Origin of the sequence: Spirillospora sp. NPDC000708, assembly GCF_040299565.1 — a bacterium.
Classification (GTDB): domain Bacteria; phylum Actinomycetota; class Actinomycetes; order Streptosporangiales; family Streptosporangiaceae; genus Spirillospora.
Genome location: NZ_JBEPCJ010000038.1, coordinates 1 through 14,416, shown reverse-complemented (window position 1 = coordinate 14,416; position 14,416 = coordinate 1). Strand labels below are relative to the sequence as shown.

Below are 14,416 nucleotides of genomic sequence, written 5' to 3'. Positions count from 1 at the left end.
CGTCACCGGATCCTCTCGTCTGCGCCGGGTGGGACGGCACCGCAGGCGCTTGCGGTGTGCCGAATCAGCGCCGGTACGAAAACGTCCCACAGCGGCCTGGGCAGGTCGTGTCCCGCCCCCTCCAGGACGAGCAGCTTCGCGCCGGGAATCGCGTCGCGCAACGCCTGCCCGTGCGGAAGCGGAAGAGCCGGGTCGCGGTCACCGTGCACCACGAGGGTCGGCGCCTTGATGTCGCCGAAGTCGCGGGCCGCCCCGTCGAAGTCCATCGCGTAGTGGTTGGTGAGGGTGGAGGCGATGTCGCGGGTCCGGGCCACGTCCCGCTCGACCAGCGCGCGCGTGGCGGTTTCGTCGAAGAAGGGAGAGTCACCCGAATAGGCCTTGGCCGATGCGACGACGAAGTCCACCACGGCGGCGCGATCGGACGGGTCAGGGGCGGCGGGAACGTTATCGGCGAACCCCTTCGACGGCGGCGGGAGGCCATCCTCGCCTGTGGAGGAGGAGACGAACGTCAGGGACACGACCCGGTCGGGGTGGTCCACTCCGAGAATGAGCCCGATCCCGCCTGCCATGGACCGGCACACGACGTGCGCGCGCTCCACCTCCAATGCGTCCAGGACGCCGAGCGCGTCCTCGGCCAGGTCCGTGAACTCGTAGCCGGGCCGCCCGGGCGGGTAGCAGGTGGACCTGCCGGTGTCCCGGTTGTCGTAGCGGATCACGAACCGGTCGCCGCGCGCGATCCGCTCGCACAGGTCGGCCTCCCACCACAGCATCGAGGCGGCCGCGCCGTCGACGAGCAGGACCGCGGGTTTCGCGGGGTCCCCGAAGGTCTCGACGCACAACTCGACGTCGCTCCGCTTGACGAGCTTCTCGCCGTTAGAGAGATAATGGGTCACGATCGCCACGCTAGGCCCGGATGCTCATCGACGAAAGTGATGGTTTCCGATTGACCCGATCGCGGAGAACCATGCTCACGCGCGCGACTCATGGCTGCTGCCGCTGGTCGTGCGCAGGCTTCGGGACGAGCGCCCCGGCTGCGGCATCTTCCCTGACGGCCCCGTGTCTGTGACCCGGCTCGACGACGCGCCGATGGTGGCGCACCCGCCGATCTGCGACCAGGCCCGGGTGGAATCGGGCACCGTGCACTTCATGAGGGTGGAGAAGCGAGTGGCGCTCCGGCGTCCGATCGGACATGATCATCGATGACGTCGCCAATGACAGCATGGAGGGATACCGCTGATGCGAGCTCGTGCCATCTCCGCCATTGTCGGCATGATGACCGCGCTTGCGCTGACCGCCTGCTCGACCGGCAACGAGGAAGCCCACCGGACGGCGCCCAACGCCCCCGCATCGCGGATTTCCGCGGCCCTTCCCAGCTATAAAGGGAAGACCCTCGACGCGGTCAGCAGGGAACGGGAAGGTGCCGCCCCCTCCTACACCACCGTCTTCCGTTCCCTGACCGACGGCCACGCCTTCGATGGCGAGTCCTACTCCGGCACCTGGATCGTCTGCACCCAGACAGAGAACGCTGCAAGCAGAACGGTCGAGTTCGGGATGCTTCCACCGCAGGTGCCCTGCCCCGCGGACGGCCGTGTCACGGCCTGGCCAACCGTCCCCGACGTCGTCGGGAAGACGGGCTTCCAGGCGAAACAGATCGGAGAACGGGTCGGATTCCAGAGTCTCCACGGCGAACCGAGCTCGCGCTACGGTGACTCCCATCTGGAACGGGTCGTCTGCCGTCAGGATCCGCCCGCCGGCGAAAGCATGCGCACCCACTACGGAGAGGCGCTGTCGGTGGTCTTCGTGGATCCGGCGGGGCCATGTGATCAATAGCGTTCGGGAGCAGGTCTTGCGCGATCCGAATCTACCGCCGGATGAGCGAGCCGCCATCGGCAAGCGGTTCACACGGCTCTGCCGGCGCCTGATCATCGGAGCCTTCGCCCTCATTCCTCCACTAGTAGGATTGATCTTCCTCAACGACAAGATGCAATCGGCGGTGCTGCTTTGGCTTGGTCGAGGCATCTGCCTTTGCATCGTGCTCCTTGTGGTCTTGAGTCTCGTCGCGGCTTTGATCGGGGCATGGGTCATGTACGACCCCGACGACCGACCCGAGCCGTGAAACACGTGTGATGTGGAGAGCCGATGAGCACTGGCGCCGGAAGGAGACCGAGTCAGCCTCAGGTGCCTGAGTGGGTGCGGCGGTGGCCGGGTGTCTGCATGGGCGTCGGGGCGCTGGCGGTGTCGGCGTCGGCGGTGCTGCTGCACCTGGCCCACGTTTCTCCGGGGACCGCCTCGTTCTACCGGTGCGTGCTGGCGCTGCCGCTCCTGGTCCCGTTGGCGCTGGCGGAACGCCGCCACGGCCGCCCGGGCCGGCGAACCGTGGCGCTGGCGTGGGCGGCGGGCGTGCTGCTGGCGGGCGACATGCTGCTGTGGACCCAGGCCATCCCCGAAGCCGGCGCGGGGATCTCGACGGTGGTCGTGAACATGCAGGTGCTGCTGGTGCCGCTGCTGGCGCTGGTGGTCGACCGTGAGTCGCCGGGGCGCCGCTTCGCCCTGGCGCTTCCGCTCCTGCTGGCCGGCCTCGTCCTGACCGCCGGGCTCGTCGGCGGCGCGATGGGCACCGACCCGCTCACCGGCGCGCTGCACGCGGTCATGGCCGCGGCCTGCTACTCGGGGTTCCTCTTCCTGCTCCGGCGAACCGGCGAAGGCGGGCTGACCCGGCAGACCTACCTGCACGTGATCGTCGCGGCCGCCGTCGCGTCCCTGGCGATCGGCGCGGTCTGGCACGGCGTCGACCTCGCTCCCGGGTGGTCCCCCATCGGCTGGCTGCTGGCGGTCGCGGTCCTGGGCCAGGTCCTGGGCTGGCTTCTGGTCGCACTGGCCACGCCGTCGCTTCCCGCGCACGTCGGCGCGACACTGCTGCTTCTCACCCCGGTGGGCGCGGTCGGACTCGGTGCCATCGTGCTGGCCGAACGTCCCACGCTCGTCCAGCTGGCCGGCTGCGCCCTCATCCTGGCCAGCGGCTACCTCGCCGCCACCCGGCCCTCCGGCGACCATCGCGAACCTGACCGGCTCAGCCCGGACGAGCGAAGCGGGGCGAACTCGCTCTGACCACGGCCCGAGACCCGGGCCTCACCACCGTCTAGGCACGGTGTCACCCGCTGAAGGCGCCGGCGGGCTCGGTGCCGCTACGGGGCGCGTCGCGGCACGGTACCCGGCCGCGGGACCGGCGCGTCGCGATGCCCGCCGCCTGGACCAGCCGGCGGCCGAGGGTCAGGACGCGGTCGACGCGGACCGGCTCGCCGGATCCGGTGATGCTGAGCGCCAGTAGCGCGCGGGCGGTCGGGTCGAAGACCGGCGCGGCGATCGCCTTGAACACGATCTCGTCGAAGTCCGCCACGCCGTCGAAGAGCACGAGCATCTCATCGGTCGCCCGCAGCACCTCCGTGAGGTTCCGTTCCGCGCCGTCATCGGTCGGTTCCGCGCGGATTGTGCGTCGCGCGTCCGCGACGGCTACTTCGTCGAGCCGACGGTCCTGGCCGACGTGGATCCGGCGAGCGAGGCCCCCCACCCGGGAGTGTCGACTACAAGGCGGCGCACGAGTCCGCGGAGCGTGTGCACCCCGCCTATCCTCGCAACCTCGCCGGCGAACCTCGCCGGACGCCCGGTGGACGACCTCGCGGACGTCTTCGCACGGGCGGCCCATGTGGCGAGGGAGACCGTCTACCAGCAGAGCTACGCGGCCGTGCCCGTGGAGACGCGCGGCCTGGTCGCGGAATGGTCGCCGTCCAGCGGCGAGATGACGATCTGGGCGTCGACGCAGAGGCCGCACGACACGCGGCTGTTCTGCAGCCGGCTGCTTGGGCTGGACAAGCACCGCATCCGGGGCGTCATGCGCGACACCGGCGGCGGTTTCGGGCAGAAGGCCGTGACGCAGCGCGAGGACATGTGCGTGATGCTCGCGGCGCGCAAGGTGCCCGGCCCGCTGAAGTGGATCGAGGACCGGCAGGAGAACCTCATCGCGGCGGGGCAGGGACGCCACGAGCACGGCGACGCCCGCATCGCCTTCGACGAGGACGGCCGGTGTTCTCCAACATCACCGGACGCACCGCCTCCCGCGGGCGTCGGTGGCGCGCGAGCCGCTGGAGACCTTCGAGCACGCGCTGGACGTCCTGGACTACGAGGCGTTCCGCGAGGAGCAGGCGCGGGCTCGCGCCGAGGGCCGCCACCTGGGCGTCAGCACGTGCAGCTACATCGAGCCGACCACGAGCGGTGTCGGCGTCCACGCCACCGAGGGCGCGACGATCCGGATCGAGCCGGCCGGCAAGGTGAACGTGTACGTCGCCGGAGGGTCGAGCGGCAACAGCATCGAGACCACCGTCGTCCAGCTCGCCGAGGACGCCCTCGGCGTGGACATCGCCGACGTCAACACTGTCCAGGGCGACACCGCCCTCACGCCGTTCGGCGGCGGCACCGGCGGCAGCCGGTCCGGCTCGATGACCGCCGGAGCCATCGCCGAGACCGCGCCCGTCCTGCGGGAGCGCATCACGGCGATCGCCGCGCACCGGCTGGATGCCTCCGTCGGCGACATCGAGCTCTCCGCCGGGCGGGCCCGGGTGCGCGGCACACCGGGCGCCGAGCCGTCCTACGCCGAGATCGCCTCGATCGCCTGCTTCCAGACCGAGGGCCTGCCGCCCGGGCGCCGCGCTCGCCCGCCTGGAGGGCAGGATCGCCCTGGAGGAGATCCTGAAACGCTTCCCCACCTGGGAGGTCGGTCCTACGTCGGGGAGGCGCTGGGTCGGAGACGCCAACCAGGACTAGCCGGAGTGCACGGAGGAGGTGGTCGGCGGGGTGAAGCCGCACGGCAGGCGCTTGTACCCGTTGATGAATCCGGAGACGAGCCGGTCGGGCTCGCCGGCGGTGATGTCCGGCAGGCGGTCGAACAGCTCGCGGAACATGACGGTGATCTCCCGCCGGGCGAGGTTGGCGCCCAGGCAGAAGTGCGGGCCGGGACCGCCGAACCCGACGTGCGGATTCGGCGACCGGGTGATGTCGAAGCGATCGGGATCGGTGAAGACCGTCTCGTCGCGGTTGGCGGACCAGTAGAACAGCGTGACCCGCTCGCCCTTGCGGTAGGTGTGGCCGTTCATCTCGTGGTCGCGCGTCAGGTTGCGGCGCATGAAGATGACGGGGCTGCTGAAGCGCACGATCTCCTCGACCGCCCCCGCGATGCGCCCGTCGAAGTCGGCCAGCAGCAGTTCCCGCTGCTCAGGGTGCCCGGTGAACAGCCTCAGCCCGTGCGCGATCGCGTTGCGGGTGGTCTCGTTCCCCGCCACGACGAGCAGCAGGAAGAACGCGCCGAACTCGCGCGGGCTCAGCCGCTCCCCGTCGACGTTGGCGTTCACCAGCGCCGACGTCAGGTCACCGGTGGGCGCCGCCCGGCGCTCCCGCCCGAGCCGGGCGGCCAGCCGGTGCAGCCGCCACCCCGCCGACGCCACCGTGCCCAGCATGCGGAGCGTCGGGAGCCGTCCCATCGTCGGCCCGCCACCGCCGTACTCCACGGTGGCGCCGACGTACTCGGGGTCGCTGTAGCCGACGATGATGTTGGTCAGCTCCACCACGCGCCGGTGATGCCGGGCGGGAATGCCCAGCATGTCGCAGATGACCTCGACCGGGAGCCGCGCCGCGGCCTGGGAGACGAAGTCGCCGCCGCCGGCCCGGATCAGCTCGTCCACGATCCGGGCGGCGCGCCGCGCGATGTCGTCCTCGGCCTTGGCGAGCATCTTGGGGCTGAACGCCCGGGAGACGATCCGGCGGATCTTGGCGTGCCGCGGGTCGTCCATGTCGATCATCGAGTTGAAGTACTTGTCCATCCAGCGGGGCATGTCCGCCGGGCTGGTCGCGCTGGGCTCGCTGCTGAAGATCTCCGGGTGGCGGCTGGCCTCGGTCACGTCGGCGTGGCGGACCAGCGCCCAGGAACCGGGGCTCTGCGGGAGGAACGGCAACTTGGGCAGGGTCATGAACACCGGTTCCGGCCGGGCGCGCAGCTCCGCGAAGGCCCGTGCCCGCTCGTCCAGCGGCCGGGCCCAGAACCGCAGATCGCTCGGGTCGATGTCCGCCAGTGCCGGCTGTGGGGGGTTCTCCGTCGCCACCGGACCTCACGCTCCCGTCTCGCCGCGACGCTTTCTGGTGAGTCAGTTCACCAGAAATATCCGGTGTTCAGCGTCCTCAGCTTCGCGGGCCGCGTCAAGGGGATGCGGCAGAATCGGAGCCGTGACGCCCGAGACATCCCCCGCGCGCCCCTACCGCGGCGTTCCCGCCGACCAGCGCCGGGCCCGCCGCCGGGCCGCGCTGCTCGCGGCGGGGCTGCGGCTGCTGGGCACGCAGGGACTGGCGGCCACCACCGTGCGGAAGGTCTGCGCCGAAGCCGGGCTCAACGACCGCTACTTCTACGAGAGCTTCCCCGACCGCGACGCCCTGCTGCTGGCGATCGTCGACGACCAGGTCGCCCAGGGCACCGCCGTGATCCTCTCCGCCACCCGCGAGGCCCCCCGCGACCCGCAGGCCCGCACCCGGGCCGTGGTGACGGCGGTGTTCGACTTCCTGACCACCGATCCGCGCCGCGCTCACATCCTCACCCGCGCGTTCCCGTCCTCTCCCCTGCTCCAGCAGCGGCGCGTCGAGATCGTCCGGACCCTGGCCGCCATCTTCGCCGCCCAGGCCCACGAGACGCTGGACCGCGTCCCCGTCCCCGGCACCGACCTGGAACTGACCGGCCTGACCCTCACCGCCGGCCTCTGGGACCTGTTCACCGCCTGGTTCCGCGGCGAGCTGGACATCGACCGCGACCACCTCATCGACTACACCGTGGCCCTGGTCCTGGCGACCACCGACCTGGCCGCCCCGCTCCACCACCGCCTCCGCTGACCGGAGCGAGCCCGTCCAGCGCTCCGGCCGCGCCGCCGCGCCGGCGCGCCGGCGCCGGCGGGACGCCGTTCAGCCGGTCCCGGTGTCGTACGCCGCGCGGTTCGCGATCACGTCGTCCATGTGGGTCTCGGCCCAGGTCTTCAGGCCGCGCACCATGCGGTGCAGCGAGACGCCCAGGTCGGTCAGCTCGTAGGTGACCGTGACGGGCACGGTGGGCACCACGGTGCGGCTGACGAGTCCGTCGCGCTCCAGCGAGCGCAGCGTCTGGGTGAGCATCTTCTGGCTGACGCCCGCCAGCATGCGCGACAGCTCCGAGTAGCGCATCGCCCGGGGTTCGCCCGCGCACTCGCCGTCCACCTGGCGCGGACCGCCGCTGCCGAGGGCGGAGAGGATCAGCGCGACCCATTTGCCGGAGATCCGGTTGAGGAGGTCGCGGCTCGGACACGCCGCGAGGAACGCGTCGTACTCCACCTTGGACCGTGCCCGCTGCTGGGCCGCCGTCGTCGTCGCCACTGCCCGCTCCTTCACGCCCTCAGGGTTCGATACGCACTTTCAGGTGCCTACTTCCTTTCAGAACGTTACTCCCCGAGGCTGGCCGAGGAGCCGCAAGGCCCTTTACCAGCACACCACCAGAGACAGAGGTAGCGAATGTCCTCCCCTTCCCTCCCCGGCGGCACCTGGACCCTGGGCGACCTGACGGTCTCCCGGTTCGGCTACGGCGCCATGCAGCTCGCCGGCCCCGGGGTCATGGGCCCGCCGGCCGACCGCGACGCCGCACTCGCCGTCCTCCGCGAGGTCAGGGACCTCGGGATCACGCACATCGACACCGCCGGCGCCTACGGGCCGCGCTCCACCAACCGGCTCATCCGCGAAGCGCTGCACCCCTACCCCGAGGCGCTGCACATCGCGACCAAGGTCGGCGCCGACCGCGACCGGCAGGGCGGCTGGCCCCCGGCCCGCGAACCCGAGGACCTGCGCCGCGCCGTCCACGAGAACCTCGAGGATCTCGGCCTCGAGGCGCTCGACCTGGTCGATCTCCGGCTCGGCGACGCTCAGGGGCCCCGGCCCGGCTCGCTCGCCGCGCCCCTCGGAACGCTCGTCGAACTCCAGCGGCAGGGCCTGATCCGGCACCTCGGCGTGAGCAACGCGACGGCCGAGCAGGTCGCGGAGGCACGCGCGATCGCGCCGATCGTGTGCGTGCAGAACATGTACAACCTCGCCTACCGGCAGGACGACGAGCTGATCGACGAGCTCGCCGAAGAGGGCATCGCCTACGTGCCCTTCTTCCCGCTCGGCGGCTTCAGCCCGCTGCAGTCCTCGGCGCTCTCCGCCGTGGCCGGCCGGCTGGGCGCGTCGCCGATGTCCGTCGCCCTGGCCTGGCTGCTCCAGCGGTCGCCGAACATCCTGCTCATCCCCGGCACCTCGTCAGCGGCCCACCTGCACGAGAACGTCGCGGGCGCGGCACTGCGGCTCTCCCCCGACGATCTCGCAGAACTCGACAAGATCGGCCGTCGGTGACGGTGTTGAAGATCGCCGCACGGCGGTCATCCTGCTGGATTCTCCGGCGGGCCCTCGCGCCGGCGGTGGTCCCGCCGCGGCGGCCGTTCAGCGCGGGGTGAGTTTCAGGGTGGTGGCGCGGGCGGTGTCGGCGACCATGGGGTCGACGTACTGGCGGGCGTAGCGGCCGTACTTGGTGCGGTAGACCGTGTCGAGGCGGGCGTTGAGGTCGGGGTCGCCGGCCGCGTCGGTGAAGGCGACGTCCTTGGTGACGCCGCCGGAGCTGATGCGGCCGTGGCCGGTGGCGCGGGCGGTGCGGTACCAGGTGCCCTGGCCGCCGCGGTAGGAGCGGACGTAGAGCTCGTCGCCGTCGCCGACCACCCAGATCGTGGTGGGGTCGCGCCGCCCGCCGTCGTCCTGGTCCGGTGCGATCTGCAGTTCGTCGGCGTTCGCGATCGTCTCCAGTTCCTGACTGGTCCAGCCGCTCATCGTGTGCTCCCCCTGGTTTCGATGTTGCCCGTTGGTTCAGTGGTGCCCATTACCGTGGTTGCCCCGAAATCCGCGGTCCGATCAGGGACGCGGCAGCGTTTTGCCCGGGCGCATGGCGTAGGCTGGTCGATCGAGGGCATTTCGCGCGCGGGCCGCCTTGCCGGCGCCGTCCTCGGGGATCACGACCCGGTCCTCACCGGACCGAGAATGGGGCCCTTCGAGATGGCCCGCCAGAGCACTCGACTCGCCCACCTTCCCGGCACGGCCGTGCCGCCCCTGATCCCGCCGCCGACGCCCCGGCTGCGCCTGCGGCCGGACGGCACCGGGCGCGGGATCATGGACGGCGGCTGGTGGCCCCGGTCGCGCGACGCGGCCGCCGAACTCCCCGAGCTGGTGATCGCCCTGGCCGACCGGCTGGGCATGGCCACCCGCCTGACCATCGACTTCGACGACTGGGACCACGTCCCGCTCCGCATCACCGCCCTCGGCCGCGCGATCAGGGTGGGCTGGCTTCCCCATCTGGACCACATGGTCGCGGTCGCGTGCGGACGTGACGAGCCGCTCCTCCTCTTGGTCATCCCGCCCGAGACGCCCCGGTCCTGCGCTGAGGAGGCCCTGGGCAGGACGGCCGAGGCCGGCGATCCGCTGCCATGGGAGATCCTCGCCTCCTGCGACGTCTCCGCCGCCCGTCCATGAGCCCGGCTCGGGCGAGGGGCGACGAGCGCATGACGATCAAGGACGAGTACCTCGGGCTGATGAGGGGCCTCGTCGGCGGCATGGCCGTGGCGGTGGTCGCCGTCTGCGCGGTCATCGCCGCGGTCTTCCTGATCGTCTCCTGAACGCCCCGCGCGCGCACCGCCTACAAAGGCTCGCTGATCCAGCGCCACGCGCCGTCCACATGCCGCGCGCTGATCAACTGCGTGCTCCCGGAGGCCGCCGCCTCGGCGATCATCCGGGCCAGCTCGCGGTGGAAGTCGGCGGGCGGGTGGCCGCCACCGGGCGCGCCCTCCAGGAGGGTCACGCTGACCTTCGCCTCGTCGCGCAGTTGCGCCGTCAGCCGCCCGGTCCTGTCCAGACGCAGGACCACGATCGCATCGGCACGGATCAGATCGCCGTCGGCGCCCGAGATCCACGCTGCGGGCAGAGTCCCGCTCATAGGCCTCACCTCCCCCGGTTCACCAGCCTCGGGCCCACCACTCCACCATAAGCGGCCCCACCCCGCCGACTTTCTCGCCCCGGGCGCCGGCCCGCGCCGACATCGCGATCACGTTCGCGCCGCCCGCGAGCGGCGGCGTTCGAGCGGGACGAGCCCGCCCGCTTTCCGGCACCGGCGTCGGCGACCCTATTGACCGATCGATCGATCGATAGATACGGTCGGCGGCAACGGTTCGATCGACCGATCGATCGACCAGAATCCGCAGCGCATCGAGGAGGCCGGATGAGCGGGAACGCCGAAGGGGCGGCGCGGGGGCGGCGCGGCCGCCGGACCGCGGACGGCGCGCCCGCCAGCGTCCGGCTCTCGCAGGCGGCGCTGGAGCTCTTCTCCCAGAAGGGGTTCCACGCGACCGGGATCCGCGAGATCGGCGCGCACGCCGGCGTGAGCACCTCGATGCTCTACCACTACCTGAGCTCCAAGGACGAGGCCCTGAGCGACCTCGTGCTGGAGGGGCTCAGCAGGCACGGCCAGGCGCTGGAGAACGCCTGCGCGATCGTCGACCGCCCGGAGGAGCAGCTCGCCGCCCTGATCGGCGTCCACATCATCATCCCCGTCAAGCATCCGCAGATGGGCCAGTTGCTGCAGCAGGAGCTGCACGCGCGCGACTGGTCCGACCATCCGGCGATCAGCCGCCAGCGCGCGCTCACGAACCGGCTGTGGACCGGCGTCCTGACCCGCGGCCGGGCGGAGGGCGTGTTCGCCTTCGGGTCGGCGTCGCTGGCGCGGATCGCGCTGATGCGCTCGACCACGCTGGTCACCCAGTGGTACAAGGCCGACGGCGCGCTCGGCCTGGACGCGGTGACCGCCCAGTTCGCCGACCTGGCGCTGGGCACCGTCCGCGCCCACCGGGACGGCCGGCCGCTGCGCTTCGACGACCTCGAAGCGCCGTCCGTCGCCCGGCTCGTCGAGGTGGTCGAGGACGCCCACCGCGACGTCTGGTGGTGACCGGCCGCCGAGGCCGCCTCCCGCCCGCCCCTCGCGGGCACCGCCCATCCCTCTGACCCACCCGTTCGACGCGGCGCGCCATGCGCGCGCCCGCCCTTCCCGCATGCCGTGACGGCGGTGACGTCCGCGGCATCGAGCACCCCACCCCACGCACTCCTTCGCGCCCTACGCGGCGTCGCGTCACCAAGGAGGTACCCGGATGTTCGCCAACACCGGGAGAAGCCGTCCATCCACCCTCACCACGCCGCCGTCCCGTCCACCGAGGTCCCGTGCGCGGATGCTCGGTGCAGCCGCCGCCTCGCTGCTGCTCCCCCTCACCGCGTGCGGGACGAGCGAGGCGGGCGGCGACGGCTCGACCATCAAGATCGGTTACATCGCACCGCTGTCCGGGACCGCCGCGCTCTACGCGGGGGGCTTCACCGGCGGCGTCGAGAGCGCCGTCAAGGTCCACGAGAAGTCCGGCGGCCGGAAGCTCGTCCTGAAGAAGGGCGACGACGCCAGCGATCCGGCCACCTCGACGCAGGTGTGCCAGCGCTTCGTCAACCAGGACCACGTCGACCTGATCGTGGCCGGGCAGCCCGCCGCCAACGCGCAGGCGTGCCGGGCCGTCGCCGCCGCACGGAAGACCCCGTACGTCTCGTTCGCCACCGGCGCGACCGAGTTCTGCTTCCCGAACATGTGGAACTACGGCCCCTCTCCCAAGCAGGCGGCGCTGCCGCTCATCGAGTACCTGCTCGCGCACGGTTCGAAGAGGTTCTACCTGGTGGGCACCGACTCGGCCTCGCCGAAGGCGACCTTCGCCATCGTGCGGTCGCAGGTCGAGGCGCACGGCGGCACGGTCGTCGGCACCGGTTACGAGCCGCTCGGCACCTCCGACTTCTCGCCGGACATCTCCAAGATCGTCTCGTCCGGTGCCGACACGGTGTTCAGCGCGGTCGTCGCGGGCGACAACATCACCTACCACAAGCAGTTCGCCGCGAACGCGGGCACGAAGAAGCTGGTCCAGGGCGACATGCAGATGGTCACCAAGACCGCCCGGGCGCTCGGTTCCGCCGCGGCGGGCGCCGTCTACGCCGGCCCCTACGACCCGTCCGCGCAGAACGCCGCCAACACCGCCTACGTCGCGGCGCTCAAGGCGGCGGCGCCGAAGGTGAACCCGGGTGACGCCATCCTCCCCTACCAGGGGATGGCGCTGGTCGGCAAGGCGCTCGACGGCCTGCCCAAGGGCGCGAAGCCGACGTCCGCGGCCATCGGGAAGGCCCTGTCGTCGGCGGCCACCGACACGCCGAGCGGCACGCTCACGGCCGGCGCGAACCGCTACGTGACGATGCCGATGCGCATCTGGAAGGTCGGCGCGGACGGCGCCGCCTCGTCGGTGCTGCAGACCGTCCCGTCCGCGGACCCGTCCGTCGGGTGCCGGCAGTGAGCGGGCGGGGGCCGGCATGACCGTACTCATCAGCATGATCAATACGAGCGCGACCACGCTGCTGGTCGTGATGGGGCTGGCGATCGTGCTGGGCCTGATGCACATCGTCAACCTCGCCCAGACGGGCTTCATGGCCGTCGGCGTCTACACCGGGCTGGAGGTCGGGCCCCGGCTCGGCTTCTGGACGGGGGCGCTCGCCGCCGCGGTGCTCGCCGGCCTGATCGGCGCCGCCGCCGAGACGCTGCTGCTGCGCCGCGTCCGGGAGCGGATGCTGGAGACGATGCTCGCGACCTGGGGCCTGTCGCTGATCCTGACCCAGCTCATCACGCTGCGGTACGGCCCGGACAGCCGCGTCATGGCGACGCCGCTGCACGGTTCGTTCCACCTGTTCGGCACCACCTGGCAGAAGTACCGGGTGCTGCTGGTGGCGGCGGCGATCCTGCTGGTGGCGGCGATGTGGGCGCTGACCCGCTTCACCCGCGTCGGGCTCCGGGTGCGGATGTGCATGGCCGACCCGGACCTCGCCGAGGACAGCGGCATCAACACGCTGCTGGTCCGGCAGGCGACGTTCGTGCTCGGCTGCGCGCTCGCCGGGTTCGTCGGCGTCCTGCTCGGCCCGATCTCCGGGATCGACCCGAACTTCGCCGGCAGCCTGCTCATCCCCGCGTTCCTCGCGGTGATGATGTCCGGCCGGACGCTGCACGGCCTGGTCATCTCCGGCATCACCCTGTCGGTCGTGCAGGTCGGGTTCGCCTACTGGTCGAAGCCCGCGTACGCGACCGTGGCCGTCATCGCCGTGGCCGTCATCGTGCTCGGCCTCCTGCCGGACGGCATCGACCTGCGGCGGTTCAGGAGGGCCCATGTCTAGGCCGGTCGTCATCGCGACGGCGGCGGCGGCCGTGGTCGTGCTGGTGGCGCCGTACCTCACCGGCACCTACTACCAGCAACTCCTCGCCCAGGCGTTCCTGTACGCGATCGTCGCGGTGAGCCTGGACTTCGTGTGGGGGTACGCCGGCGTCCCCGACCTCGGGCACGCCCTCTGGTTCGGCATCGGCGCGCTGTCGGTCGGCCATGCCACCACGGTGCTGTCCGACGTCGGGCTGGTCACCGAGGTGCACGGCTCGTTCGGACGCTACGCCCTCGGCACGCTGGTCGGGGTCGCCGCCGCGACCGCCCTGGCCGCGATCGTCGCGCGGCTGTGCCTGTCGTCGCGCCGCTCGAACGACTTCTACATCGTCGTGGTGACGCTCGCGCTCGCCACGGCCGCCGTCACCGTCTACGACCAGACGCCGGCGCTCGGCGGCGGCGAGAACGGCCTGTTCGGCTTCAACCTCCAGAACGTCACCCCGCTCGGCTGGTACTACATCACCGCCGCGCTGCTGGCCGTGACGGTCGCGGTGGCGCTGGTGGTCGTGCGCAGCGACTTCGGGCTGCTGATGCGGGCCGTCCGCGACAACGCGCCGCGGGCCCGCTACCTCGGCTACAACGACGTCAACGTCAAGATCGGCGTGTTCACGGCGGGCGCCGCCGTCACCGCGCTCGCCGGGGCGGTGTTCGCGATGATGACCGGCGTCTCCAACGACGGCCAGTTCGGCTTCACGCTCGCCACCTCGATGCTGGTGTGGGTCGCCGTCGGCGGCCGCGCCACCATCGTCGGCCCGATGATCGGCGCGATCGTGATGAGCCTGGCCGGCGCCAAGCTGAACGAGCACTTCCCCGCCCAGTGGACGATCATCGAGGGCGCGCTGCTGATCGCCGTCGTGGTGTTCGTCCCCGGCGGGCTCATCGGCCCGCTCGTCCGGCTCGCCGGACGGCTGCTCTCCCGCCGGTACCCCCCCCCGGGGGCGGCCGCCCCCCCCCCGCCCCCCCCCCCCCCCCCCCCCCCCCCGGGCCCCCCCCCCCCCCCCGGGCGGTGCGCG

16 protein-coding genes and 2 pseudogenes are annotated in these 14,416 nt (G+C 71.8%); 12 read left to right on the top strand and 6 right to left on the bottom strand.

Annotated elements, in window-relative coordinates:
• Positions 1 to 2 precede the first annotated feature (2 nt).
• On the bottom strand, positions 3 to 893 hold the full coding sequence (locus tag ABT299_RS25620) for an alpha/beta fold hydrolase (protein WP_500252250.1): 891 nt from the start codon (positions 891 to 893) through the stop codon (positions 3 to 5).
• 343 nt (positions 894 to 1,236) lie between these two features.
• Here ABT299_RS25620 and ABT299_RS25615 point away from each other — a divergent pair, with 343 nt between their 5' ends.
• From ABT299_RS25615 to ABT299_RS25605, 3 genes are all read left to right on the top strand, one after another.
• A complete protein-coding gene (locus tag ABT299_RS25615) occupies positions 1,237 to 1,830 on the top strand; it encodes a PASTA domain-containing protein (protein ID WP_500252249.1) in 594 nt (197 codons plus the stop codon).
• A 16-nt stretch (positions 1,831 to 1,846) separates the two neighbouring features.
• On the top strand, positions 1,847 to 2,116 hold the full coding sequence (locus ABT299_RS25610) for a hypothetical protein (RefSeq protein WP_387026457.1): 270 nt from the start codon (positions 1,847 to 1,849) through the stop codon (positions 2,114 to 2,116).
• A gap of 98 nt (positions 2,117 to 2,214) precedes the next feature.
• Positions 2,215 to 3,108, top strand: coding sequence for a DMT family transporter (locus ABT299_RS25605; RefSeq protein WP_190855428.1), 894 nt, complete (start codon positions 2,215 to 2,217; stop codon positions 3,106 to 3,108).
• 43 nt (positions 3,109 to 3,151) lie between these two features.
• On the opposite strand, the gene ABT299_RS25600 is transcribed toward ABT299_RS25605, so the two are convergent.
• Entirely contained in the window at positions 3,152 to 3,439 is a 288-nt protein-coding gene (locus ABT299_RS25600) for a hypothetical protein (protein ID WP_500252248.1), read from the bottom strand.
• A 102-nt stretch (positions 3,440 to 3,541) separates the two neighbouring features.
• Here ABT299_RS25600 and ABT299_RS25595 point away from each other — a divergent pair.
• Both ABT299_RS25595 and ABT299_RS25590 read left to right on the top strand, forming a co-directional pair.
• A pseudogene (locus ABT299_RS25595) lies at positions 3,542 to 4,021 on the top strand (molybdopterin cofactor-binding domain-containing protein); the annotation flags it as partial.
• Positions 4,022 to 4,124: 103 nt separating this feature from the next.
• Positions 4,125 to 4,625, top strand: a pseudogene (locus ABT299_RS25590) (molybdopterin cofactor-binding domain-containing protein); the annotation flags it as partial.
• A 189-nt stretch (positions 4,626 to 4,814) separates the two neighbouring features.
• On the opposite strand, the gene ABT299_RS25585 reads toward ABT299_RS25590, so the two are convergent.
• Positions 4,815 to 6,149 (bottom strand): cytochrome P450, encoded by a 1,335-nt coding sequence (locus ABT299_RS25585; RefSeq protein WP_500252247.1) that lies wholly within the window; start codon positions 6,147 to 6,149, stop codon positions 4,815 to 4,817.
• A gap of 121 nt (positions 6,150 to 6,270) precedes the next feature.
• Here ABT299_RS25585 and ABT299_RS25580 point away from each other — a divergent pair, with 121 nt between their 5' ends.
• The gene (locus ABT299_RS25580) at positions 6,271 to 6,924 is read left to right on the top strand and encodes a TetR/AcrR family transcriptional regulator (RefSeq protein ID WP_500252246.1); all 654 of its coding nucleotides are present in this window, start codon (positions 6,271 to 6,273) and stop codon (positions 6,922 to 6,924) included.
• A 69-nt stretch (positions 6,925 to 6,993) separates the two neighbouring features.
• On the opposite strand, the gene ABT299_RS25575 is transcribed toward ABT299_RS25580, so the two are convergent.
• On the bottom strand, positions 6,994 to 7,437 hold the full coding sequence (locus ABT299_RS25575) for a winged helix-turn-helix transcriptional regulator (protein WP_190855422.1): 444 nt from the start codon (positions 7,435 to 7,437) through the stop codon (positions 6,994 to 6,996).
• Between the two features lie 135 nt (positions 7,438 to 7,572).
• Here ABT299_RS25575 and ABT299_RS25570 point away from each other — a divergent pair, with 135 nt between their 5' ends.
• The gene (locus ABT299_RS25570) at positions 7,573 to 8,442 is read left to right on the top strand and encodes an aldo/keto reductase family oxidoreductase (protein ID WP_500252245.1); all 870 of its coding nucleotides are present in this window, start codon (positions 7,573 to 7,575) and stop codon (positions 8,440 to 8,442) included.
• An 87-nt stretch (positions 8,443 to 8,529) separates the two neighbouring features.
• Here ABT299_RS25570 and ABT299_RS25565 read toward each other — a convergent pair whose 3' ends face one another.
• Entirely contained in the window at positions 8,530 to 8,910 is a 381-nt protein-coding gene (locus ABT299_RS25565) for a DUF2255 family protein (protein WP_500252244.1), read from the bottom strand.
• A gap of 207 nt (positions 8,911 to 9,117) precedes the next feature.
• Here ABT299_RS25565 and ABT299_RS25560 point away from each other — a divergent pair, with 207 nt between their 5' ends.
• Positions 9,118 to 9,606 (top strand): DUF5994 family protein, encoded by a 489-nt coding sequence (locus ABT299_RS25560; protein ID WP_433135783.1) that lies wholly within the window; start codon positions 9,118 to 9,120, stop codon positions 9,604 to 9,606.
• A gap of 163 nt (positions 9,607 to 9,769) precedes the next feature.
• Here ABT299_RS25560 and ABT299_RS25555 read toward each other — a convergent pair whose 3' ends face one another.
• Positions 9,770 to 10,066: a hypothetical protein gene (locus ABT299_RS25555; RefSeq protein WP_500252243.1), complete on the bottom strand. Its 297-nt coding sequence runs from the start codon at positions 10,064 to 10,066 to the stop codon at positions 9,770 to 9,772.
• A 282-nt stretch (positions 10,067 to 10,348) separates the two neighbouring features.
• Here ABT299_RS25555 and ABT299_RS25550 point away from each other — a divergent pair, with 282 nt between their 5' ends.
• From ABT299_RS25550 to ABT299_RS25535, 4 genes are all read left to right on the top strand, one after another.
• Positions 10,349 to 11,071: a TetR/AcrR family transcriptional regulator gene (locus ABT299_RS25550; RefSeq protein ID WP_190855411.1), complete on the top strand. Its 723-nt coding sequence runs from the start codon at positions 10,349 to 10,351 to the stop codon at positions 11,069 to 11,071.
• A 277-nt stretch (positions 11,072 to 11,348) separates the two neighbouring features.
• A complete protein-coding gene (locus ABT299_RS25545; protein WP_500252242.1) occupies positions 11,349 to 12,497 on the top strand; it encodes an ABC transporter substrate-binding protein in 1,149 nt (382 codons plus the stop codon).
• Positions 12,498 to 12,513: 16 nt separating this feature from the next.
• Positions 12,514 to 13,365: a branched-chain amino acid ABC transporter permease gene (locus ABT299_RS25540; protein ID WP_387026473.1), complete on the top strand. Its 852-nt coding sequence runs from the start codon at positions 12,514 to 12,516 to the stop codon at positions 13,363 to 13,365.
• On the top strand, positions 13,358 to 14,416 hold a 1,059-nt coding region (locus ABT299_RS25535), incomplete at its 3' end, for a branched-chain amino acid ABC transporter permease (protein ID WP_500252241.1). The genes ABT299_RS25540 and ABT299_RS25535, both read left to right, overlap by 8 nt.